The organism is Actinomadura livida (genome assembly GCF_014648675.1).
Taxonomy (GTDB): Bacteria; Actinomycetota; Actinomycetes; order Streptosporangiales; family Streptosporangiaceae; genus Spirillospora; species Spirillospora livida.
The window spans coordinates 223,587-246,263 of sequence record NZ_BMRO01000011.1 but is presented as its reverse complement, the minus strand read 5'-3'; the positions used below and the strand labels follow the sequence as shown (position 1 = coordinate 246,263).

Genomic DNA, 22,677 nt, shown 5'->3' with positions numbered 1-22,677 from the left:
TCGGTGGTGCGGCGGGGGCCGGCCGGCCTCAGGGAGTGCGGCTCTGGTCGATCTGGGCGAGGGTCTCGATGACGCTGCGCAGATGGGTGCGGGCGGCGCGTTCGGCCGCCGCCGGATCACGGGCGCAGATCGCCTCGATGATCTCCAGGTGCTGCGGGAGGGAGACCTGCGGGCGGCCCGGGTGCATGGCGAGCCGGAACTGGTGCCGGACGTTCTGGGCGCGCAGCCGCTCCAGGACCTCCGCGGCCGTCCGCTGGCCGCTGATCTCGCGGATGCGGCGGTGCAGCCGCTCGTTCAGCCGGGAGTAGCCGAGCACGTCGCCGGACGAGACGGCCTCGCCCATCTCCGCGCCGATCGCCCGCAGGTCGGCGGCCTCCCGCTCGGTTACCCGCGCGGCGGCCTTGGCGGCGCACAGGCCCTCGATCACCATCCGGACCTCGGTGATCTCCACGGCCTCGTCGAGGGAGACCGCGCGGACGCGGGCGCCGCGGTTCTGGACGCGCTCGATCAGCCCCTCGTTCGCCAGTTCGAGCAGCGCCGCGCGGACGGCCGCGCGGCTGGCCGCGAACCGCTCGGACAGGTCCGCCTCGATCAGCCGCTGGTTCGCGACGAACTCGCCGCGGAGGATCGCGTCCCGGATCCCCGCCACCACGTCGCTCACGGTCGCCCCACGATTGTCGCCAATTTTGTCGCTGATCTAAGGTAGCCCACGGGTGCTCGTCGCCGAGGAGGAACGGTATGCCGGCCATCGCGGTCCTGGGGCTCGGAGAGGCGGGCGGCGCGATCGGGCGCGACCTCGTCGCGGCGGGGGCGGTGGTGCGCGGGTACGACCCGGCCGTCCCGGCGCCGGACGGCATGCTCCGGGCCGGGGGCGAGGCGGAGGCCGCCGCGGGGGCCGAGCTGATCCTCAGCGTCAACAGCGCGCACGATGCCGTGGCCGCGCTCAAGGCGGGCCTGGGCGGGGTCCGCGACGGTGCCGTGTGGGCCGATCTGAACACCGGGTCGCCGGGCCTGAAGCGGGAGCTCGCCGCGCTCGCCGCGGCGGCCGGGGTCAGGTTCGCGGACGTCGCGATCATGGCGCCGGTGCCGGGACGCGGGCTGCGCACCCCGATGCTGGCCTGCGGGAACGGCGCCGGGGACGTCCGGCGCCTGCTCGGGCCGCTCGGCGCGTCCGTCGAGGTGATGGACGCCGAGGCCGGGACGGCGGCGGCCCGCAAGCTGCTCCGCAGCGTCTTCTTCAAGGGCCTCGCCGCGTCGGTGGTCGAGGCGCTGGAGGCGGCGCGTGCGGCGGGCTGCGAGGACTGGCTCCGGCAGAACATCGTCGACGAGCTGACGGCGGCCGGGGACGCCACAGTGACCCGTTTGGTAGGGGGCACCTACAAACACGCCGAACGCCGAGCCGCAGAAATGGAGGCCGCAGCGAAAATGCTGGAGGAGCTGGACGTCGAGCCCACGATGTCCGCCGCCAGCCGCGACCTCCTGACCCGCCTCTCCCGTTGACTTGCGGCGTGTTGTTGTTATGAAGCGCTCCATAACAACAACACGCCGCAAGTCAACGGTCAGGGGACGGGGGGCGTGCCGTGGGTGTGGAAGGACTCGATGGTCTGCAGGCCCCACGCCTGGCCCTTCGCGCGCTCCGCCTCCGTCCAGGTGATCGTCTTCCAGTCCGGGGCCAGCACCAGGCGGGCGCCCGGATTGCACAGCTCGACGCGGTTGCCGCCCGGCTCGTAGACGTAGAGGAAGAACGTCTGCTGGATGGCGTGCTTGTGCGGTCCCGTCTCGATGAAGACGCCGTTGTCGAGGAAGATGTCGGCGGCGCGGAGGATGTCCTCGCGGGTGTCGGTCGCGAACGCGATGTGGTGCAGGCGGCCGTTGCCGCCCGTCCGGTCGCGCGTGTAGACGAGGTCGTACGACTTGTTGGTGAACGTGACCCAGCGCCCGGCGATCGTGCCGTCGTCCAGCCGGATCTGCTCGGTGGGGTGGCCGCCCAGCACGTCCCGCAGGAAATCGGTGCTCGGCTCGACCTCGGCGGCCAGGAAGTTGACGTGGTCGAGGCGGCGGACGCACACGCCCATCGCGGGGTACGCCTGCGCCTGGTTCTTCAGCGACGGCGCCAATTCCGGCGGCGCCTCGTACCACTCCGACTCCCAGTAGATCTCCAGCTCGTGGCCGTCCGGATCGCGGAACACGTAGGTCGGGCCGATGCCCGGGTCGCCGTCGCGCCAGCCGATGCCGAGGCCCGCGTCCTCGATCGCGCGGACGCGGCGGTCGAGCGCCTCCTGCGACGACGCGCGCAGCCCGGTCCGCCGGATGCCGGACGTGGTGTGCGCGGTCAGCTTGAGCGTGTGGTGCTCGTAGTCGTCCCACGTCCGCAGGTACACCGAGTCGCCCTCGGCGCCGTTCTCGGTGAGGCCCATGACGCGGGTGAAGAACCACAGGCTCTTCTCCGGCTCGGGCGTCAGCAGCTCGACGTGGCCGACGTGCGCGATCTCGTGCTTGAGGGTCATGGGCTGCTCCGGGGGAAGACGGTTCCGTCGAAAAGCTTGCGGGCCGTCCGGACGACGCCGGCGCGCCGGACGGCCGTGCCGTCCAGCTCGACCGCCACGTCCAGGCGCCCGGCCGGGTGCTCGATGCTCAGCGGCGCGCCGGGCGGCGGGAGTTCGGCGATGTCGTGGCCGACCGCGCCGTCGAGCAGCAGGGCGGTGCCGACGCTGACGGCGCCGAGCACCCCGATCGAGGTGTGCACCCGCACCGGGATGAACGTGCGGGTGCAGATCGTCCCGCCGTCGCGCGGCGGCGCGACGAGGGTGGTCTTCGGCACCGAGGCCGCGGTGACGTCCCCGAGCCCCATCAGCTCGCCGGCCCGGAGCCGCAGCTCCTGGACGCGCTCGCCCAGCCCGGACAGCGCGCCCAGTTCCTCCGGGCTCTCGTAGCCGGTGACGCCGAGGTCGGCCGCGGCGGCGACCACCACCGGCATCCCGTTGTCGACGCAGGTCACCTCGACGCCGTCGATCAGATCGCGGAGACGGCCGGTGGGAAGCAGCGCCCCGCAGGCCGACCCTTCCGTCTCCGCGAAGTCCAGGAAGACCGGGGCGGCGGTCCCCGGCACGCCGGAGATCGCGGTGTCCCCGTCGTAGGCGACGGCGCCGCCGGGCGTCGGGAACGTCGCGGTCGCGACGCCGCCGGAGTTGACCATCCGGATGCGGACGCTCGTCCGCTCGCCGCCCGCCTCGACCAGCCCCCGCTCGACGGCGAACGGCCCGACCCCGGCGAGCAGGTTCCCGCAGTTCTGCCGGTCGGACACCGTCGGCTCCGCCACGCCGAGCTGGAGGAAGAGGTAGTCGACGTCGGCGTCCGGGCCGGCCGAGCGGGACACCACCGCGACCTTGCTGGTGAGCGGGTGGGCGCCGCCGATCCCGTCGATCTGCCGGGGGTCGGGGCTGCCCATGGCGCGCAGCAGCAGGCCGTCCCGCTCGCCCGGGTCGGACGGCAGGTCCCCGGCCAGGAAGTAGGCGCCCTTGGACGTGCCGCCCCGCATCAGCATGCAGCGCACACCGGTGCTCACGGCTCTTCCGACCCCGCGTAGTCGGCGTACTCGACGTACTCGACGCCCATCCCCGGCAGCCGGTCGCGCAGCCCGTACCGGTCGAGGCCCAGCTCGCCGCGCCGGAACGCCTCGCGCGTCGCGGCCTCCTTCTCCTCCCGCGCCTCCGCGGCGGCGACCGCGTCCGCGACCTCGCCGCGCGGGACGCACACCACGCCGTCGTCGTCGGCGAGGACCGCGTCGCCGGGCCGGATGGTCTGCCCGCCGATCGTCACCGGCACGTTCACCGAACCGGGCGTCGCCTTCACCGTCCCCTGCGCGCTCACCGCCGCCGACCACACCGGGAAGCCCATCGCGTGCAGCTCCGCCACGTCCCGGACGCCCGCGTTGATGACGAGACCGCGCACGCCCCTGTGCATGAGCGCGGTCGCGAACAGTTCGCCGAACATCCCGTCGGTGGACGGCGACGTGGTCGTCACGACCAGCACGTCGCCGGGCCGGCACTGCTCGACCGCGACATGGATCATCAGGTTGTCGCCCGGCCACGACAGCACGGTCACCGCCGTCCCGGCGATCCGGGACCCGAGGTGCACGGGGCGGATCGACGGCCCGAGGTAGCCCGTCCGCCCCATGGCCTCGTGGACGGTCGCGACGCCGAACCCGGCCAGCGCGTCCACCGCCTCGGCGTCGGCGCGCGGCGGGTTCGTGACGACGACCGTCCTCACGCCAGGACCCCCGTCGTCTGCGGGTACAGCCGGACGTACGCCTCGGCCATCGTGTCGTGCGGCAGCCCCAGGTTCGGGCCCGCGTTGCGCTTGAGCTGCACGCCCCGGCGCCGGGCCAGGTCGGTGTAGTAGTCCCACATGTGCTGCTGCGCGGGCAGGCACTCCATGGCCCTGCGCTTGCGCTCGAACACCGGGGTGATGTCGAGCAGCACGTTCGGCTTGAAGTCGCACTGCTCCGGCTGGTGCGGCTCGAAGAAGAACACCGGGGGCGCGCCGAGCGGCTCGCCGGGCGCGTCGTACCCGATGGCCTGCGCCAGCACACGCGCCTGGAGCGCCATCCGCGCCGCCGCCGGGTGGTCGCCGTTGTAGGGGTCGGCGAGGGGGTGCGTGAGCACCACCGCCGGATCGAAGTCCCGGTACACGCGGACGAGCCGGTCCACCAGCTCCGGCGACTCGGCCAGGGGGTAGTCCCCGGCGTCCAGGAACTCGATCTCCGCGCCGAGTTCGGCCGCCGCGGCCTCCGCCTCGCCCCGGCGGATCTCCTTGATCTCCGCCAGTCCCCTGCCCGCGCGCCACGCCTTCGCGGACTCGCCGCGCTCGCCGTAGCTCAGGCACACCACCTTCGCGCGGTCGCCGCGCTCGGCGGCCAGGGCGATCGCGCCCGCGGCGCGCCACACGAAGTCGCCGGCGTGCGCACTGATCACGAGCAGAGGGCTGGACGGGGCGGTATCGCTCATGGCACCACACTCTGCGCGCTTGTAGCCCAAATTGTCAACAATTCTGCGAACACTAGCCCCGCCGGAGGCCGCCGATCTGGTCGAGCAGCAGGCGGCTGAGCCGCAGCATCTCCTTCACCGGGTCCCAGAGGCCCGCGACGTCCGTCCCCGGCGCGAGATGGGGCCTCTCCAGTTCCTCCTGCATCCGCTCGGCCTCGGCGAAAGCCTCCTCGTCCGGGGCCTCCGGCAGGTGCCGCATGAGGTCGGCGAGCTTGTGGAGGAGGGCCGAGTAGCCGTGCCGGAACGCGGTGTCGGCGGGCAGGTCGTCCTCGTCCCCGCCCATCGCCAGGCGCAGGGTCGCGCCGATCGAGCGCGTGTACGACATCGCGTTCTCCAGCGTGTTCAGCCGGCCGGGCGCCGCCCACCTCCCGGGCGTCTCGCGCCAGCGCACCGGATACCCCCACCACCGCGCCCGCGGGTTCGCGCGCAGGCTGGACTCGGCCTGCTCCACCGCGTACCGCGCCTGCCGCTGGACGCCCACCAGCCGCGACTCGCGCTCACCCCAGAGGGAGTCCCACTCGACGGGATCCACGACGTTCTCGGCGAGCGCCCCCATGGCGTCGGCCAGCGCGCCGCGCATCTCCCGGACGGCGTCCTCGCCCCGCCGCAGGTGCAGCGGGGGGAAGACCAGCGCGTTGACGGCCAGCCCGACCGTCAGGCCGACCGCCACGTCGGCGATGCGGGGCATGACGTAGGCGGCGGCCTGGTGCCCGCCGAACAGCAGGGCGAACAGCGCGGTGAACGCGACCTGGGGCGACTGGTCGCCGAGCCTGCGCCAGCCCGCGACCATCATCGCGACGAGCAGCACGACGGCGATTCCGATCGTCGTCGGGCCGAGCAGCCGCCCGACCGGTATCGCGAGGGCGGCCCCGATCACGAACCCGGCCCCGTACTTCAGGCTCTCCTGGACCGACCGGACGACCGTCGGGTACACCCCGAGCAGCGCGGCCAGCGGGGCGAAGTACGGGTCCGGGTGGCCGACCAGGTGCCGGGCGACCAACCAGGCCACCGTGGCCGCCACCACGGCCTTCACGGTCAGCTTGGCGCGCTCTTCCCAGTACCGCCATCCGGCGAAGGGCATCAGATGGCCGCGGAACCCCCCGAATCGCATCAAGGGACGCTTCCCGCGCGCCGGGCGCCGAACCCCCCGGAACGCGGAAGCCACCGCGGGCCCGCCGGTGGGATGAGAGGCCGGCGGGCCCGCGGTGGCCGGATCTGCACGGGCCGGATACGCGAGGGCCGGATCGCGAATCCGGGAGGGTCAGCCGTTGGACGGGTCCAGCGAGCTGATCGCCTCGGGGGTGAGCTTGGCGCCCCGCTCCCGCTGCGGGTAGCGGCCGACGTCGATGCGGGCGACCTCGCGGGCCGTCCGGTAGTCGATCACCGAGATCTGGTTCTTCTCGGAGAGCGAGACGTAGCAGTCACGCCCGTTGGGGGAGGTCTGCGTCCAGTACGGGAGCGCACCGGGCTCGTAGTGGACGGTCCCGTCCGTGGTCAGGCCCGGCCGCGACACGATGGAGACGTAGTCGTCGATCGTCCCCGCCATGCACAGCTTGCTCTCGTCCGCGTTCATGGCCATGCCGTGGTGGGCGGAGTTCTGCGGGTAGTCGTCGGGCTTCATCGCGGCGCCCCGCTCACTGAACGGCATCTCCACGGTCCGCGTGATCTTCCCGGCCGCGAGGTCGTACTCGACGAACCCGTTCAGGTACGACAGCTGGGCGTACATGGTCTTGTTGTCGCGGGTGAAGACGGCGGGGCGGATCCCGTACTCGAACTGGTAGGTGCGCAGGTGCCGGTACGTGTTCGCGTCCACCGCGGTGACCGACCTCGCCCCCTTCAGCCCGTTGAGGAGCTTCGGCAGCGAGGTGATGCCGATGCTGGAGTTGTAGAGGATCGTCCCGTCGGGCGAGTAGTCGTTGGCGTGCGGGTAGCTGCCGGTGGCGAACGTGGTCACCAGCCGCCCGGTCGCGGTGTCGATGACCTCGGCCTTGCTCGCCGTGGTGGCGCTGACGACGAACCTCGTCCCGTCCGGGGAGAGCGCGGCGTGGTCGGCCTTGAAGCCCTCGGTCTTGCGCCGCCACAGCATCCGCTTGCTCGCGATGTCGAACGCGACGGCGTCCGACAGCACGCCCCGCGAGACGTAGATGGTCGTGCCGTCCGGGGAGACCGCGATGTCGTCGACGAGCTTGCGGTAGCCCTGGATGTTGTTGACGACCTCGTACCCGATGCGCTCGACCGGGTTCATCGCGTTCAGGCGTTCCTGCAGGTCCGGGACGAGATTGAGGGAGCCGAGGTTCTCGTACGTGGCGGTGTCGATGAAGCTGACCGTGCCGCCCTGGCCGTTGCCCACGGCCATCACGTCACGCAGCTGCACCGCCTCGGCCCGGTGGCCGGCGGCGGCCAGCGCCGTCACCGCCATGAGCAGGGCGCACACGAGTGCGGCGGGTCTCCGGAGACTGAGGGAGGGCATCAGTACCTCCTGTGTGGGGGGTGGTCTCCAGTCTGAAAACGGCCGTATTCTGACTTGGTTACTGGACGGTAAGACAACAGGCCGCTCGACACAAGGCCCATGCGCGGGAAAATGCCGTCGAGGACGCGGAGGGAGCGACCGTGGCAGGCAGGCGCGCAACGCCCACCGGCAGGTACGCGGGCAGATCGGCCGCCGAGCGGCGCGCCGAGCGCCGCCGCAGATTCCTCGACGCCGGCCTGGAGCTGTTCGGCCGCGGCCCCGGCTACCGCGGCACCACCGTCGCGGCCCTCAGCGAGGCCGCCGGGCTGTCCACCCGCCAGTTCTACGAGGAGTTCGCCGGCCTGGAGGACCTCCTCGCCGAACTCCACCTGGAGGTCAACGACATCGCCGAGCAGGCCGTCGCGACCACCCTGCGGGAGGCCGAGGGCCTCCCCCTCGCCGAGCGCACCGCCCACCTCTTCCGCGCCTACGCCGCGAGCATCACCGCCGACCGCGCCCGCATCCGCATCGCCTTCGTCGAGGTCGTCGGCGCCGGCCCCCGCATCGAGCGCCAGCGCCTCGCCCGCCGCGCCCGCTGGATCGACTTCATCTGCGCCGAGGCGGCCGCCGCCGCCCGCCGCGGCGAGATCGCCGACCGCGACTACCGCATCGCCGCCGCCGCCTTCACCGGCAGCATCACCGGCCTCCTCCACGACTGGGACGCCGGCTGGGTCGACGCCACCCTCGACGACCTCATCGAAGAACTCACCCTCCTCCTCCTGGCCCGCCTCCACGCCGCCGACGGAAGTACGCAATAGACCCATCGTCACCGCACCCTTAATCCCGTTGACGCGTGTGGAGAAGTTCGGTTAGAAGCGGGACGGGACCTGCCACGGTGATTTCCGGGGGACGGAGGACGATCTTGACGAGGGTCGTTTACGCGGCGGACGGACGAGAACTCGCCGTGGAGGAATGGGGGGTCCCGACCGGTTTCCCGGTCTTCCTGCTGCACGGCACGCCCGGCAGCAGGCTCGGCCCCGTCCCACGGCCCATGACCCTGTACCAGCTCGGGATCCGGCTCATCAGCTTCGACCGGCCCGGCTACGGCCGGTCGGACCGGATGACCGGCCGCGTCGTCGCCGACGTCGCCGCCGACGTGCGGCTGCTCGCCGACGTCCTGGACCTGGAGGAGTTCGCCGTCCTCGGCCGCTCCGGCGGAGCCCCGCACGCCCTCGCGTGCGCGGCGCTCCTCCCCGGCCGGGCGACCCGCGCCGCGGCCCTCGTCGGGCTCGCGCCGGCGCAGGCGGAGGGCCTGGACTGGTTCGAGGGCATGGCACCGTCCAACACCAGGGAGTACATGGCCGTCCGCGGCCAGGGACGGCTCGTCTCCGCGAGACTTCGTTCGATCGCCGAGCGGATCCGGGCCGACCCGGCGCAGCACGTCGCGGACCTCTACGCCGGGCTCACCCAGTCGGACCGCCGCGTGGTCCTCGAGGCGGGCATGCGCAGGATGCTGCTGGAGACGTTCGCGGAGGCGTTCCGCACGTCCGCGGACGGCTGGATCGACGACCTGCTCGCCTTCTGCGCGCCCTGGGGGTTCGAACTCGGCGACATCGTCGTCCCGACGATGCTGTGGCACGGGGCGAACGACACCTTCTCCCCCGCCGGGCACTCCCGCTGGATGGCCGACCGGATCCCGACCTCGACCGTCGTCGTCCAGTCCGGTTCAGCCCATTTCGGGGCGTTCAACGTCCTTCCGGACGTGCTGACCTGGCTCAGCCGCCCGGGCGGCCACCGCTCAGAGCGGCTGTAGCTCGAGGTCCCGGTCCACGCGGACGCCGTCGCGGACCTCCGCGATGACCGGGTGCGGATGCCTCTCGGCGAGGACCATCAGCCCGGCGACCGCCCGCTCGCGCAGCTCTCTCGCCTCCGAGACCCGGCCCATCCCCTCCAGGGTGATCGACAGGTTGGACCGGCAGGTGTGGGTGTCGGGATGGTCGTCCCCCAGCAGCCGCGACAGCATGATCATCGCGTCCCGCTCCCGCGTCTCGGCCTCCGCGAAGCGCCCCGCGTCGCCCAGGCAGTTCGTGACGTTGTCCGCGGCGAGCGGGACGAACGGATGCTCGGGGCCGAGCATCCGGGTGAGCTCGGACCACGCCCGCTCCGTGCGGTCGCAGGCCTCGTCCAGGTCGCCGGTGCGGCGCAGGTGGTAGCCGAGGTTGTTCTCGATCATCGCGGTGTAGGGGTGGTCGTCGCCCATCACGCCCCGGTACCTGGCGAGCGCGGCGCGGGTGCGGTCCCGGCCCCCGACCAGGTCACCGGTGTCGGACATGCAGGCCGCGACCTCCAGGTCGGCGGGCATCGTTTCCGGCGACTCCGGGAAGTACCGCTGGTAGCGGGCGTAGATCTCCTCCGCCAGCACCAGCGCCTCCTCCCGGAGCCCCGCCCTGCGCAGCGACCGCGCGAGGTGCTTGCCGGTGCGGAGCGTGTCGAGGATCTGGTCGCCGATGACGTCCCGGTACCTGCGGTACACGTCCCGGAGGATGTCGACGGCCTCGTCGAAGTGCCCGGACTCCCGCAGGTCCCGCGCCAGGTTCGACTCGGAGTACAGCGTGTAGGGGTGGTTCTCGCCGAGGAGGACGCGACGCTGCTCCAGGGCGTGCTTGTCGTAACGGTAGGCGCTTTGCCAATCACCGGTGAGGCGGTAGTCGAGTGCCAGGTTGTGCGCGACCATCAGCGTGCGCGGATGCTCGTCGCCCCAGGGTTCGGCGGCCTGCTCGTACGTGCGCTTGTCCAGGGCTAGCGCCTCCTGGAACCTGCCCTTCGCCCGCAGGTCGGCGGCCAGGTTGCTCGCCGTGATGAGCGTATGGGGGTGCGTCGGGCCGAGCGCCGTCGATTGCTGCTGCCGCCGCAGCACGTCGCTGTCGAGCTCGTACGCCTCGTCGAGTCGCCCCTGCGAGCGCAGCACGTTGGCGATCTGCGACTGGAGGAACAGCCACTGCCAGTGGTCGCGGCCGAGCTTGCCGCTCCACTCCGCGGCCAGTTCCCGCCCGGCGGCCATCGCACTGTCGAACACGCCCCGCTTCCACTGGTACCGGACGAGGTCGGTGAGCATCTGCCGGACGTCCTCGTCGTCGCACTGCGCCGCGGCCGAGGGCTTCACGTGCGGCAGGATCTCCTCCAGGTTCGGCCAGTTGGCCGGATCGTCGGTGTCGCCGTGCTGCGGCCGGGCACCCAGCAGGATCCTGTGCACGTCGTGGCGGGTCGCCTCGGCCACGTCCGGGGCCAGCCCGTGCCGGATGACGGCCTGGACGAGCGGGTGCACCTGGATGGACTTGTTGCCCTGGTCGACCTTGGCGAGCGCGAACCGGCTGATCTCCCGGACGTGCTTGCCGATGACGAGCTTGTCGCGGAGCGTCTCGTCGTGGCGGGCGAGGATGCGGGCCGCCTCCTTGCTGTAGACCAGGTCGAGCGCGATCGGCTCGGAGGAGAAGAAGGCCAGCAGCTCCAGCAGCCGGGCCGCCGCCGGGGACGCCTCGCGCAGCTGCCGGAACGTGACGCTCCAGGTCATCGCCACCGACTGCGGGAAGCTCTCCCCGCTGCGCTCCAGCGTGGAGGCGGTCTCGTGCTCCAGCTCGTCGAGGTACTCGCTCGCCGGCATGAACGTCGAGGCGAGCCAGGCCGCGGCCTGCTCGATCGCCAGCGGCAGGTGCCCGAGCGCCTTGCCGATCTTGCGCGCGTTCTCCTCGGAGATCTCCTGGACGCGGCGCATCAGGTGCTCGGCGGCCTCGCTCTCGGTGAACACGTCCACCTCCAGCGGCGTGGCGAGCTGGGTCCAGGCCGGGTCGCGGGAGGTGATCAGGACGTGCCCGTCGCCGCCGGGCAGGTAGGACGCCAGTTCCTCCGGGTCGTCGGCGTTGTCGAAGATGAGCAGCCAGCGGGTGGTCGGCTCGCCGCGGCGCAGCGCCTCCAGCGCCGCCGCGGCGGCGTCGGCCAGGCTGTCGCCGACCCGCAGGTCCATCTGCTCGGCGAGGTTGGCGAGGCCGACCCGGATCGAGTCGGGCGACTGCGCGCTGATCCACCACACGAGTTCGTAGTCGGCCTTGAACCGGTGGGCGTACTCAAGGGCGACCTGGGTCTTGCCGACGCCGCCGAGGCCGTGCAGCGCCAACGGCGTGACGATGCGACGGGTCGTGCCGAGCAGTTCGTCCCGGATCGCCTCCAGGAGCCGGCCCCGGCCGGTGAACACGGCGTTGCGCCGGTCGGCGTTCCAGTATTTCGGCGCGGTACGGGCGGCGCCGGGGAAGCGCGGCCCGACCCGGGAGTGCTCCGCCGGGTGGTCGAAGGTGTAGCCCGGCCGGCCGAGCGCCCGCACGAGGTCCTCGGCGCCGCCGCGCTCCCCCCGCCCGGTGAGGTCGAGCGGGACGCGGTCGCCGAACGCCGTGTCGAGCGCGGCGCCCTGGACCCTGACGACCGTCAGCCGCCGGTGCGGGGCCGCCGTGCGGCTGCCGAGCGCGTCCCACACCCGCTGCGCCTGGGGGGAATGCACAGAGTCCGGGGAGACGAGCACGATCGTGTGCTCACCGGGGGGCGCCGGGTCGTCGTCCGGCATGTCGTGCGCACCCGCGTCGACGCTGCGGGCGGTGACGCGGAAGCCCGCGCGGCCGAGCACCAGCGCCATCCAGTCGACCCACGGCCGGTCCGCGGAGGCGTAGCTGATGAGGACGTCGGAGATCTCCGCCGGGCCGCGCCGGGTGAACCGTTCGAGGGTGGTGAGCCGCAGTTCCTCGTCGATGGGCGCGTACTCGCTCACCCGCCCATCGGTGATCACCTTGGTGAGCCGCTCGAAGGCCGCGAGCATCGAGTTGGGCGATCCCGGCGCGTCGCCGAACGTGGCGAGGGTCTCCTCGAAGGCGTAGTAGGGCCGGTACGGGATCTCGATGGAGAGCCAGTAGCCGTTCGCGTCCTGCCGGGACATGCCGCGCGGAAAGCGGTCGAAACGCGCGCGAGCGTACGCGCGGCCCGCCTCCACCTTCGCGTTCTCGCCGAAGTCGATGCGCATGGGCACCGGCAGGATGCGGATCGGCCGCACGTGGTCGCGATTGTCGATGTTCATGGCGATGTCGGCGGCGCCGTCGATGCTCTGGTAGCTGAGCGTGAAGCAGTCGACCAGGATGTCCGGGAAATGGAGCGTGCAGATGTCGGCGATGTCGCTGTACCCGGTGCGGCTGTCGATCAGGACGTAGTCGTAGTGCCGCCGCATGTCCTCGCGCAGCGCGTCGAAGAACTGCCCGCCGCCGAGCCGCCCGTAGAAGTTGTCCCAGTCGAGGGTGCGGGTGAGCGAGGAGTAGTTCCTGTTCTGGCGTCCGGCGGAGATGAAGTCGAGCGTCCCCTCCCCGGGGAACTCCCAGTCCAGGGTCACCGCGTGCCGTAACACCCGCGCGTACTCGCGGTGCCATTCCCGCCGGTCGTCGTCGTGCTTGGTCGTCGTGGCCCAGGAGTACTCGTCGAGCATGTCGATGACCCCGGGCGTCGAGGTCAGGATGTCTTGGTCGAGGAATGGATGGTAGTACTTGTGCAGCCCTGGGGATTCCAAGTCCCAGTCGATGACCAGGACCTTCTGCCCGGCGGCGGCCATGATCCAGGCGACGTTGGCGAGCGCGCTCGTACGCCCGGTGCCGCCCTTGTACGAATAGAAGGTGACGATGGTTCCGTTGTTCACCATGGTGTACTCCTCGCCTAGGCCTCCGGCTCCTGAAGCCGCCGCCGAGGCGTGGAGGGCGGGGCCTGCGGCGGGTGCACGTCTGTGGTCTTCAAGTGCCGCATGAGCGCCTCGTGGACGGCCTTGGGCAGCGCTTCGCGGAACGCGCGGGCGGAGGTGAGGTGGGGGGCCGAGCCGTTCAGCGCGGCCGCGTTGGGCAGTACCTCCGCCACGTCCGCGCGGAGTGTCTCGACCCGCTTCGCCGTCTGCGGGTCCTCGTAGTTGAACGGGGCCAGGACCTGGACGGGGTCCCGGTCGATCTGCCGGAGCCGTTTGCCGATGACCCGGTCCTTGACCGCCCACGGGTCGACGACGAGCAGTCCGGGCGCGCCTCCGGGGTCCTGCGGCGGCTCGTCCGCGCTCGCGACGAAGGAGTCGTGACCGAGTTCGCTGAGCACCTGCCTGGCGAAGTAGCCGATCGGCATCGTGTGCTTCTCGGTGCGGAACGGTGTCCACTCGCGGGCCGTCCGGCCGTAGTAGTAGGTGTCCCGGCCGGACGGCAGCTGGCCGATCGCCTGCGCGGCCAGGGTGAGGCGGATCGCCGGGCGCGGCGAGCCGGGCGCCGCGCCCGCGAACGGGCTCTGCACCGTCGCCAGCGACGGGACCTCGCTGAAAGGGAGGGCGCATTCGGCGGCCCGGTCCTTGATGACGGTGGCCAGCCGCAGCACGGTCTCCTTGTACTGCTCGCGAAACCGGCCCAGCTTCATGATTCCGTAGAGGCCCTCGCTGCCGTAGGCGGGCGGGAACTCGGGCGGGATGTTCTGCATGCTGTGCAGCGGTTCGGGGATTTCGGCCATCTCCATTCGCGTCCACAGCGCCGGGATGATCGCCGGCGGGCTGTCCAGCCCGGCGGTCTGCGCGTAGTAGCGCTTCAGGAAGGCCGCCCATTCCTTGCCGCAGTACTCGCTGGTGAAGTAGGCGGGTGAGAAGAGCGCGACAAAGACGCGGCAGTTCGCCAGCGCGTCCGCGAGCTGGTCCGGCCACTCGGTGCCCACGTCGATCTGCCTGTCCATAAAACCGGGATTACGCGCGCCCGTAGCCTGGCTTATGTCCTGGCATAGATCGTGGAAGAACTTCGACACCCAGCGGTCGCCGTCCTCGGGCCGGTAGCGCGGCCTGGCATAGCTCAGGAAGAAGTGCGGGCGCGCCTCTTCCACCTGCCTTCGTCCCGCCATGCCGCTCCCTCGGAGGTTTCATCAATGTATAGCGCCAGGAGCGGCAAGATTACAGCCCGTCAAATGTGGAGTTTTACCGTTCCGGCAGCGGGTCTGGAACGTCCCAGCACTCCAGCGTCCGGCGCATCGTCGCGACGAACTGCTCGCCGAGCCCGGTCAGGGCGCCGCAGTCCTGGAGCGTGCGGGTCGCCGCCAGCGTCTTCGGATACCAGTCGCCGAAGTGGCGGGCGGCCTCGGCGGCGGTGTCCGGATCCGGATGCCGCGTGCGCCGGAACCAGAAGTCGGCTACGGCGACGTGTGCGTACGTCCCCTGCAGAAGCCCCTCCAGGGGACGCGGGTCCCCGCGCCAGGGCGCGTGGTACAGGCGGTCGTCGGCCTTGTCGTACAGGTCGGCGAAGTCGAGGACGGCACCGAGCTTCACATGCTGGAACTCGTGCAGGATCAGCAGGCACAGCATCGCCGGGCTCTCGGGCAGCGCGATCGCGACCGACCCGTAGGCGTCCCGCGCCGCCGAGCTGACGCTGGCGCCGGACGCGGGCGGGTCGAGCGGGACGATCGTCGTCAGCGCTTCGGAGATCGCGGGCGCGTACTCCGCGTACTCCTTCTCCAGCAGCGTCCACGCCTCCTCGAAGAAGGCCTGCCACCGCGCGAACTCCGCGGCGGGCACGCGCCCGGCGGCGGGGTGGTCGTGGCAGTCGCGGAACGGGTCGAGGTCGTCCAGCGCCACGGTGAACGTGCCGGCCGTCAGATGGCGCACCGCGTCGAACCGTGTGGCGCCTTCCACGTCCAGGCTTCCGGCGTCCACGCGAACCCTGGTCATACCGCGCCCCGGCACTTCGTGACGTCCGAGTCCCGGGAAGTAGACCGCGCCGTGGCGCACCGGGACGGGCAGGGTGACGTTCTCGGACGCTCTGGCTGCGGCCAGGCATGCGACGGTGGCCAGCAGCCCGTCGTCCCGCTGTGCGGCGGATGCCGGGCCGGCCGGCCGGTTCAGGGCGCGAAGCCGTTCGACGGCCCAGGCCCGCACGTAGGGATGCGATAGCGCCCAGTCGTAGGCGTCGGGGTTCGCGGCGCCGATCCGCTTGATCGCCTCCCATGCGTCCGACGGGGCGGTGGTGGCGCCGACGGCCGCGAGCAGTGACCGGCGGCCGATCGCCTGCGCGGTCCCGAGCCGGGCGATCGCCGCCCGGTCGCCGTGCCCCGTCGCCACCGACCGCACGACGGCGGGCGGCAGCACGTGCGGCGCGCGCGTGGTCCGCTCCTGGACATGGCCGATCAGCGCGAGCAGATCACCGCAGAAGACGCTGGGATTCGCGAAGCCGGTGCCGTCACCGCGGTAGCGGTGGGCGAACAGCCCGCCGCCGCAGGTGGCCACGACCGGGCATGCCCGGCACGTCTCGCACAGGGCGGCGAGCCCGCCCTGACGTGCCCCGATGCCCGCGTGCCGCCCGGCATCGTCGATCGAATGCCGGAAGACGTCCATCCCGGTGTCCGGGGCGCCGTCGAAGGCCGTTTTCAAGGAATCGGCCTGTTCGTAGGCGCCGTCGGTCTCCACGACCAGCAGGTCGCTGGCCTCCAGCCCGAGCGACTCGGTGAGGGCGGGGCCGCCCCGTGCGGTGCTGATGATCGAGTCGAAGACGCGCACCGGGACCGGCCGGCCGTCGTCGAGCCACCGGTCCGCGACCGCTTTCAGCCAGTCGCCGTGCCCGGCGGGCGGCGGGCGGTCCCAGGTGTGGTGCGGCCAGAGGAAGTCGATCGCGGGCGGTTCGTGCGCGATGAGCGCCTCGTAGACCGCGATCGGGTCGTTCGCGACGTCGACGGTGCACAGCAGCCCGGAGTAGCGGTCGGGATACTCGCGGCGGAGCAGCTCGATGGCGCGGACGACCTTGTCGTAACTGCTGCGCCCGTCCCGGTAGCGCCGGTGCCGGTCGTTGGCCGTCCGGTCGCCGTCGAGCGAGATGCCGACCTTGACGTCCTGCTCGCGGAACAGTTCGCAGAACCGCCGGTCGAGCAGGACGCCGTTGGTGTGCATCCGCAGGTCTATCTCGCATGAACCGCTGAGCGGCGTCCGCAAGGCGATGATGAGGTCGCGCAGATGGCCTGCTCCGGCCAGCAGGGGTTCGCCGCCGTGCAGGACCAGGCAGACCTCCGTGAGATCGTGGGCCCGCACATGCTCGGCGACGCGCTCGGCCGTGCGCTCCATCGTGCGCACGGCCATGGCGGCCGGACGCCCCCGCCAACTCTGGTCGGCGTGCTCGAATACGTAGCAATGGTCACATGCGAGATCACACCTGCTGTGCACCTTGAGCACGAATTGCCGGAACGGTGTTGACGGGGGCATGGCGGCGTAATGTGATTTCAGATGAAAGAGTTGAACGCCGCGACGCGGACGGCCTCGGAGCCATCCCCGTCGACTTCGTCCGTCCTGGTGAGCCGTGCCACGATACCGCTCGCCTCGGGCCTCAGCACCAGCTCCTCCGGAGACAGGTCCCGCAGGTCCGTGCGTTCCGCTGCGCCCGCTTCTTCAACAAGAGCAATCATGATTATCCATCCGGCAGGGTGACAGTGCGTGGCGACAGTATGCCCGTCCGTGCGCATCAATATCGTGCAGACTGGCGCTTTGACGGCCCTTGGGTCCTGCACCATCGAACTTTTGTGCGGACCACAAAGCTCCATGTCCGGCAGGGTGGCACATTCCACATTCGCCTGTCTTCTTTTTGGCACGACCGTTATCGCGTGAGCGTTCCGGTCCACCGCCACTCGTGCCCGTTTCGATGCGGACTCCCTGGTCAGGGTTTCGTCGATCCCGTGGCCGAAGTCGGACAACTCGGGACTGTGGACTTATCCACACAACCTTGACGTGGACAAGAGCTGACATTCCACTCAAAGTGTGGAGGCACTCGCCGAATCGCACTATCCAGCACTTTTCCGGGCAGCGGACACCAGTGCCGTGACCGGGCAGCACCGGCTGCTCGTCGCGACCGGGCTGCGGCTCATCGCGCTGCTCACCGCCGCCGTGATGGGGACGCTCACCTTCGAGGTGAGCAGGGTCGACGCGGCGGCGCTGCTCGCGGCCGCGGGGCTCGGCGTCGGCCTGGTCATCGAGGTGTACCTGCTGACGGAACGTCCCGACCGGCAGTGGTACGAGTCGCGGGCGGCCGCGGAGTCCGCCAAGACCCTGGCGTGGCGGTTCGCGGTGGGCGGCCAGCCCTTCGGGGTGGACGATGTGGACGACCGCGCGGCCGAGTCGCTGCTGCTGCACCGCTTCTCGGTGATCCGCGGCAACCTGGGCGCGCTCGTCATCGACGGCGACGGCGGCGGGCTCCAGGTCACCGACGAGATGCGGGAGTTGCGCGCCCGGGACCTCGACGGGCGCAGGCGCGCCTACCGGGCCGGCCGGATCGAGGACCAGTACCGCTGGTACGCCCACCGCTCGGCGGAGCACGGGCGCAGCGTCGCACGCTGGTCGATCTTCCTCGCCGCGCTGGAGGCCGCGGGCCTGGTCGCGGCCGTCCTCAACGCGGTGGGGATGCTCGGCCTCGATCTGCCGGGCATCGTGGCCGCCGTCGCGGCCGGCGGGCTCGCCTGGGTGCAGACGCGCCAGCATCAGCAGCTCGCCACCGCGTACGGCATCGCGGCGCAGGAACTCGCCGAGATCGCCTCGCGGCTGGAGTGGCCGGCCACGGATTCGGAGTGGGCGCACTTCGTCGACGAGGTCGAGGAGGCCATCTCCCGGGAGCACACCCTCTGGTGGGCCTCCCACGTATGAACCGGAATCGGCGGGGGACCATTGACCCACCGAGCAACGAACGGCCGCAGCACAGGGAGGAGGCCCATGCGGATCGCCATCACCGGGCACCGGGATCTCGACGAGCCGACCACCGTCATGGTGGACGAGGCGATCCGCACGGAGCTCCGGGCGCAGAGCACACGGGACATCGTGGGCGTGTCATGCCTGGCCGCCGGAGCCGACCAGATCTTCGCACGGGCCGTCCTGCATCTGGGCGGGCGCCTGGAGGTCGTCATCCCCGCCACCGGCTACGCCGCGGCGCTGGGTGGGCGGGCGCGCCGGGGCTTCGAGGAGTTGAAGGCGCGTGCGTCACGGATCCGGGCACTGCCGCACGTTCTGCCCGGCCCGGGGCCTTACCGGGACGCGGGGCTGACGATGCTCGACCGGGTCGACCGTCTCATCGCCGTCTGGGACGGCGCCCCCGCCAGGGGAGGCGGCGGTACCGCCGAGGTCGTCGAGTACGCGCGCCGGCGGGGCGTCGCCGTGCACGTCATCTGGCCCGAGGGCGCCCGGCGCACCGGGGGGTCAGGGCAGCGTTTTCAGGGCTCTTAGGTCGGAGTCCTTTGGGGTTATTACGGCTATTCGGGCGCCTGCGGGGTCGGTGAGGATGGAGAGGCGGCCGGGCCCGATGTCGGTCGGGGGGACGTGCACCTGCGCGCCGAGTTCCGCGGCCCGCGCGGCGACGGCGTCGCAGTCGGAGACCCAGATGTAGGGCGTCCAGTGGGGCGGGGTGTCGGGTGCCCACCGCTCGGCCAGGGAGACCATGCCCGCCACGGACCAGGTGCCGAGCTTCCATTCGGTGTAGGTCAGCGCTTCGTAGGAGCGGTCCACGGGCTTCCAGCCGAACACCCGCCCGTAGAAGCGGCGGGCCTCGTGGATGTCGGGGGTCGACAGCTCCACCCAGCACATCGTGGACGGTTCGTCGATGGCCTCGGCGCTCTTGAGGTTGTAGGGGAACCAGAAGGCGAAGTCGGCGCCCTGCGAGTCGGAGCACTGGGCCATCCGGCCGAGATCGGCGATGTCCACGGGCTCGACGAGCACCTGGCCGCCGGCGGCGCGGACGAGGTCGAGCGATGCGTCCAGGTCGTCGGTGTGGAAGTAGATCGTCCAGGAGGAGTGCAACGAGTCGTCAGCGAGTTCGAACATTCCACCGATGGCCGGACCCTGGATGTCGCCCAGGGTGAACATCTCGTACTCCCCGACGCTGCCGACGGTCAGCGTGTAGGCGTACCAGCCGAACACTTCGCAGTAGAAGTGCTTGGACGCCTCGAGGTCCGGGCTGGCCAGCTCCACCCACGACGGATGGCCGGCGGCGTGTCCGGTCACTTGAGGCATGGCACGCCTGTCGCAGCTCGCATGCCATTCACGCTAGGGAGGCGTGCGCAATATCCGGTGTCCGAAACCGCCAAGCCGATTTCAATGTTTCAGATGGCGGCCACGACCTGCAAAAGGCCCCATACGAAATGGGCCACGTAGGTGCCGTCCGGGGTGGTCAGCGTCGCGTGCCAGCGGCTGGGGGCGTCGCCGTCCTGGTGGGTGACCGCCTCGAAGCGCTCGCTGACGTCGCCGACCACGCACGACCAGGGGACGAGGTCGTCGACGGTCTCCATGCGCGGTACGGGGACGCCGTCGTCGCGGACGAGCCATTCCCGCACGACCGACCCGTCCGGCGCGAGCACGATCTCGAACGCCAGGCCGGGCCACAGGGTGAGCGGCGGCCAGCGGGCGACGTCGCAGGAGACGTCGCCGATCCGCAGTTCCCGGACGGCCGCCGGGCCGAGGACGGCCTCGTAGCGGCGCAGGCCGCGCGGGAACGTCCGGGACCGCAGGATGCGCTGCCAGCGGGCGTTGGCCTCGCGCATCTCGGTCCGGGACGCGCCCAGCCCGCGCACCGCGTCCTCGACGAGGCCGGGCTGGTAGTCGGCCATCCGGCGGAGCAGCACGAGCTGGAACTCCCGCCGCGCGAACCCCTTCATCGCCGGCCCGTCACTGGTCGTCGTCGGCGCGGCCCGTGATGCGGAACTCCCCGGACCCGGTGCGGTAATCCTCGGGATCGCGGTCCGACGGCCGCGGGGTCTCGGGGCCGTCCGGCCCGGACCGGACGATGTACTCGACGCGGACGACGCGGAAGAACCGGCCGAGGACGGTGACCTCGGCGCGGCGCGTCCCGTCCCGGAGCAGGGCGGCGGCGGCGCGGTACTCGGCGAGGACGGCCGGGGAGGGCCGCAGCATCTTCGGCACGAGCGTGTCGAAGTACGCGGCGAGGTGGTCGCGGACGCGGGCGGGGCTGTGCAGGAACGGGCCGTGCGGCGGCCACGTCCCGTTCTCCCGCTCGGCGGCGGCGAACCTCGTGGCGAGGGGGACGACGCCGGGGTGGGTGGCGAGCGCGCGGCGGGCGTCGCGGGTGACCTCCGCCGGGACGCCCGGCCCGGCGGGGACGTGCTCGCCGAGCAGTTCCGCGCCGGTCATCGGCCGCGCGGGCGGCAGCAGGCCGTGGTCGAACCGGGCGGGGTCGCGGCGCGTGCGGGGCTCGGGGAGGTCGTCGGGGTCGGTGGGGCGCGGCGGCTCGGGGCCGTCCAGGCCGAACCGGCAGAACCTGTCGGCGCGGACGACGCGGAACACCCGCCCGGCCACGGTCACCTCGTCGAGGTGCCCGTGTTCGAGGAGCGCGGCCCCGTCGTGGTAGGCCGTGCGGTCCGCGCCGGTGGCGTGGAACCGCGCCATGTTCCGGAACCACCAGGCGAGGGAGTCGCGGGCGTCCTGCGGGGACATCCGCTCCATCCCCGACATCATCCAGCCGCCGGGGACCCGTTCCAGCACCCCGTACGTCGAGCCGTACCAGAGGACGACGGGGCGGGTCCGCCGTGCCAGTTCGTCGCCGAACCGGGGCGGGCGCGCCGCGGCCGACAGGGATGGGGGGAGGTCACCGGCGAGAGCCGCACCATCACTTCCTGTCATGCCCTCCATCGTCACAGGGACGGCGGTGCGCCGCGCGCGATTCGGCGATCTCGCGGGCCGGGCGTGACGCAGGACACGTGAATCGGCGGGGTCAAGAGCACGGTCAGGACTTGCGCGCCCCGATGGCGGCCGCGATGGCGGGCCAGCTGCGCTTCAGCTCGCGCTTCCAGTACTTCCAGTTGTGCATGCCCGGCCCGTACAGGTTCGCGGTGACGGGGACGCCCGCCTGCTTGGCGGCGGCGACGAAGTTCTGCGCCATCACGCCGGACAGCTGCTCGCCGATCCGCCCCGCGTGGTGCGGCGGCGTTTCCGGGTTGTCGTACGGGCCCGGCTCGCCGTTGCCGGACGAGACGTACACGCCGATGCCCTTGAGCTTGGCGACGTTCACGGTCGCGTCGTGCTCGCGCCAGTTGCTTCGCGCGGTGATCGGGTCGCCCCAGATCGAGGTGCCCGACTCGCGGTTCATGGCCGTGAGGATGGCCGGCATGCCGGGCGCGCTGATGTTGAGGGCGCCGCTGTAGGACGCGGCGTACTTGAACGTCCCGCGGTGCCGCTCGGCGTAGATCATGGCGCCCTGCCCGCCGGACGACAGGCCGATCGCGGCGCGGGTCGCCCCGGCGCGGAAGTTGCGCTCCATCAGCGGGATGACCTCGCGCATGTGGAAGTTCTCCCACTCGGGGATGCCGCCCCTGCCGCCGTTGTGCCAGTTGGCGTAGGAGCCGTTCCAGCCGCCCTCGGGCATGACGACCATCGCGTTGTACGGGCCGATGGTCTGCTCGATGTCGGAGTCCTTGGTCCAGGACGTGTAGTTGTTGTTGCCGCCGTGGAACGCGTACACGGTCGGCCACGTCTTGGTGGACTTCGCGCTCCACCCCTTGGGGACCATCACGCGCGTCTTCACCTTCGCGCCGAGCGCGGGGGACGCGATCTCGACGTCGAAGATCCGCGAGTTGATCTTCTTGACGCCGGTGATGGTGGCGCCGTTGGGCGCCTTGGCGTACTTGCCGGACCCGATGCCCGCGGGCAGCTTCGGCTTCTGGCCGCGCCTGCCCGCGTTGGTGTCGGGGTCGTTGGGCGCGGGGGCGCCGCCGCCCGTGCGGAACGGGTTGGTGCCCGTCGGGACGTCGGGCAGCTTCACCGGCTTGGCCGACTTCGTCGGCTGCGGGGCGGTGCCCGGCGCCGACGGCTGCGCCGCGGGGCCGAACGAGGGCACCGGTTCGGAGTCGCCGACGGCGTCCGACAGCTTCTTCGGGACGCCCACGCCGGCCTGCGCGAGGCCCACCATGACGGCGGGCAGCAGCACGGCCGCCGCCGCGGTGCCCGCGATGGCGATCTTCCTGTCGGTACGCTTCTTCATGGACTCCCCAGCCGGCCCGGGCCGCAGCGGCCCGATGCTCCAATCCACACGCCCGACGAAACTACTGTCCCCTTCGTCACACCCGCAAGTATTGGTCATCGAATGCAATAAAGGCGAGATGAACCGTCACGCCACGTCACGT

The 22,677-nt window shown here is 71.6% G+C and carries 20 protein-coding genes; 5 read left to right on the top strand and 15 right to left on the bottom strand.

Annotated features, from left to right (window positions below; genetic code table 11):
- Positions 1-28: 28 nt before the first annotated feature.
- Positions 29-661, bottom strand: coding sequence for a GntR family transcriptional regulator (locus IEZ03_RS26035; protein WP_229808583.1), 633 nt, complete (start codon positions 659-661; stop codon positions 29-31).
- Between the two features lie 77 nt (positions 662-738).
- On the opposite strand from IEZ03_RS26035, the gene IEZ03_RS26030 reads away from it, so the two are divergent.
- On the top strand, positions 739-1,500 hold the full coding sequence (locus IEZ03_RS26030; protein WP_184887441.1) for a DUF1932 domain-containing protein: 762 nt from the start codon (positions 739-741) through the stop codon (positions 1,498-1,500).
- 59 nt (positions 1,501-1,559) lie between these two features.
- Here the strand turns inward: IEZ03_RS26030 and IEZ03_RS26025 are convergent, their stop codons facing one another.
- From IEZ03_RS26025 to IEZ03_RS26000, 6 genes are all read right to left on the bottom strand, one after another.
- Positions 1,560-2,507 (bottom strand): catechol 2,3-dioxygenase, encoded by a 948-nt coding sequence (locus tag IEZ03_RS26025; RefSeq protein ID WP_184887443.1) that lies wholly within the window; start codon positions 2,505-2,507, stop codon positions 1,560-1,562.
- A complete protein-coding gene (locus IEZ03_RS26020) occupies positions 2,504-3,565 on the bottom strand; it encodes a 4-oxalomesaconate tautomerase (RefSeq protein ID WP_229808582.1) in 1,062 nt (353 codons plus the stop codon). The genes IEZ03_RS26025 and IEZ03_RS26020 overlap by 4 nt, the downstream gene beginning before the upstream one ends.
- Positions 3,562-4,269 carry a 4-carboxy-4-hydroxy-2-oxoadipate aldolase/oxaloacetate decarboxylase gene (locus IEZ03_RS26015; protein ID WP_184887445.1) on the bottom strand — a complete coding sequence of 236 codons (708 nt, stop codon included), beginning with the start codon at positions 4,267-4,269 and terminating at the stop codon, positions 3,562-3,564. Before IEZ03_RS26015 ends, IEZ03_RS26020 begins: the two co-directional genes overlap by 4 nt.
- Positions 4,266-5,006, bottom strand: a complete 741-nt coding sequence (locus tag IEZ03_RS26010) for a PIG-L deacetylase family protein (protein ID WP_184887447.1) — start codon at positions 5,004-5,006, stop codon at positions 4,266-4,268. The genes IEZ03_RS26015 and IEZ03_RS26010 overlap by 4 nt, the downstream gene beginning before the upstream one ends.
- Before the next feature lie 52 nt (positions 5,007-5,058).
- A complete protein-coding gene (locus IEZ03_RS26005; protein WP_184887449.1) occupies positions 5,059-6,156 on the bottom strand; it encodes an FUSC family protein in 1,098 nt (365 codons plus the stop codon).
- A gap of 150 nt (positions 6,157-6,306) precedes the next feature.
- Entirely contained in the window at positions 6,307-7,515 is a 1,209-nt protein-coding gene (locus IEZ03_RS26000) for a YncE family protein (RefSeq protein WP_184887451.1), read from the bottom strand.
- A gap of 140 nt (positions 7,516-7,655) precedes the next feature.
- Here IEZ03_RS26000 and IEZ03_RS25995 point away from each other — a divergent pair, with 140 nt between their 5' ends.
- Positions 7,656-8,312 (top strand): TetR/AcrR family transcriptional regulator, encoded by a 657-nt coding sequence (locus IEZ03_RS25995; RefSeq protein WP_184887453.1) that lies wholly within the window; start codon positions 7,656-7,658, stop codon positions 8,310-8,312.
- A 104-nt stretch (positions 8,313-8,416) separates the two neighbouring features.
- Positions 8,417-9,307: an alpha/beta fold hydrolase gene (locus tag IEZ03_RS25990; RefSeq protein WP_184887455.1), complete on the top strand. Its 891-nt coding sequence runs from the start codon at positions 8,417-8,419 to the stop codon at positions 9,305-9,307.
- Here IEZ03_RS25990 and fxsT read toward each other — a convergent pair.
- From fxsT to IEZ03_RS25970, 4 genes are all read right to left on the bottom strand, one after another.
- Entirely contained in the window at positions 9,293-13,219 is a 3,927-nt protein-coding gene (gene fxsT / locus IEZ03_RS25985) for an FxSxx-COOH system tetratricopeptide repeat protein (protein ID WP_184887457.1), read from the bottom strand. The genes IEZ03_RS25990 and fxsT overlap by 15 nt on opposite strands.
- 14 nt (positions 13,220-13,233) lie before the next feature.
- Positions 13,234-14,430, bottom strand: coding sequence for a TIR-like protein FxsC (locus tag IEZ03_RS25980; RefSeq protein WP_184887459.1), 1,197 nt, complete (start codon positions 14,428-14,430; stop codon positions 13,234-13,236).
- A gap of 73 nt (positions 14,431-14,503) precedes the next feature.
- A complete protein-coding gene (locus IEZ03_RS25975) occupies positions 14,504-16,771 on the bottom strand; it encodes an FxsB family cyclophane-forming radical SAM/SPASM peptide maturase (RefSeq protein WP_184887461.1) in 2,268 nt (755 codons plus the stop codon).
- A 17-nt stretch (positions 16,772-16,788) separates the two neighbouring features.
- On the bottom strand, positions 16,789-17,256 hold the full coding sequence (locus tag IEZ03_RS25970) for a hypothetical protein (protein WP_184887463.1): 468 nt from the start codon (positions 17,254-17,256) through the stop codon (positions 16,789-16,791).
- 64 nt (positions 17,257-17,320) lie between these two features.
- Between IEZ03_RS25970 and IEZ03_RS25965 the strand changes: the two genes are divergently transcribed.
- Entirely contained in the window at positions 17,321-18,199 is an 879-nt protein-coding gene (locus IEZ03_RS25965; RefSeq protein ID WP_221480855.1) for a DUF4231 domain-containing protein, read from the top strand.
- Positions 18,200-18,265: 66 nt separating this feature from the next.
- Complete coding sequence (locus IEZ03_RS25960; RefSeq protein ID WP_184887467.1) at positions 18,266-18,772, top strand: hypothetical protein; 507 nt, start codon at positions 18,266-18,268, stop codon at positions 18,770-18,772.
- On the opposite strand, the gene IEZ03_RS25955 is transcribed toward IEZ03_RS25960, so the two are convergent.
- The 4 genes from IEZ03_RS25955 to IEZ03_RS25940 all read right to left on the bottom strand — a co-directional run bounded on the left by IEZ03_RS25955 (position 18,746) and on the right by IEZ03_RS25940 (position 22,535).
- Positions 18,746-19,546, bottom strand: a complete 801-nt coding sequence (locus IEZ03_RS25955; RefSeq protein ID WP_184887469.1) for a VOC family protein — start codon at positions 19,544-19,546, stop codon at positions 18,746-18,748. The genes IEZ03_RS25960 and IEZ03_RS25955 overlap by 27 nt on opposite strands.
- 98 nt (positions 19,547-19,644) lie before the next feature.
- Positions 19,645-20,196, bottom strand: a complete 552-nt coding sequence (locus tag IEZ03_RS25950) for a hypothetical protein (RefSeq protein WP_184887471.1) — start codon at positions 20,194-20,196, stop codon at positions 19,645-19,647.
- Positions 20,197-20,206: 10 nt separating this feature from the next.
- On the bottom strand, positions 20,207-21,178 hold the full coding sequence (locus IEZ03_RS25945) for a DUF5954 family protein (protein ID WP_184887473.1): 972 nt from the start codon (positions 21,176-21,178) through the stop codon (positions 20,207-20,209).
- Between the two features lie 103 nt (positions 21,179-21,281).
- Positions 21,282-22,535 carry an alpha/beta hydrolase gene (locus tag IEZ03_RS25940; protein ID WP_184887475.1) on the bottom strand — a complete coding sequence of 418 codons (1,254 nt, stop codon included), beginning with the start codon at positions 22,533-22,535 and terminating at the stop codon, positions 21,282-21,284.
- Between the last annotated feature and the right edge of the window lie 142 nt (positions 22,536-22,677).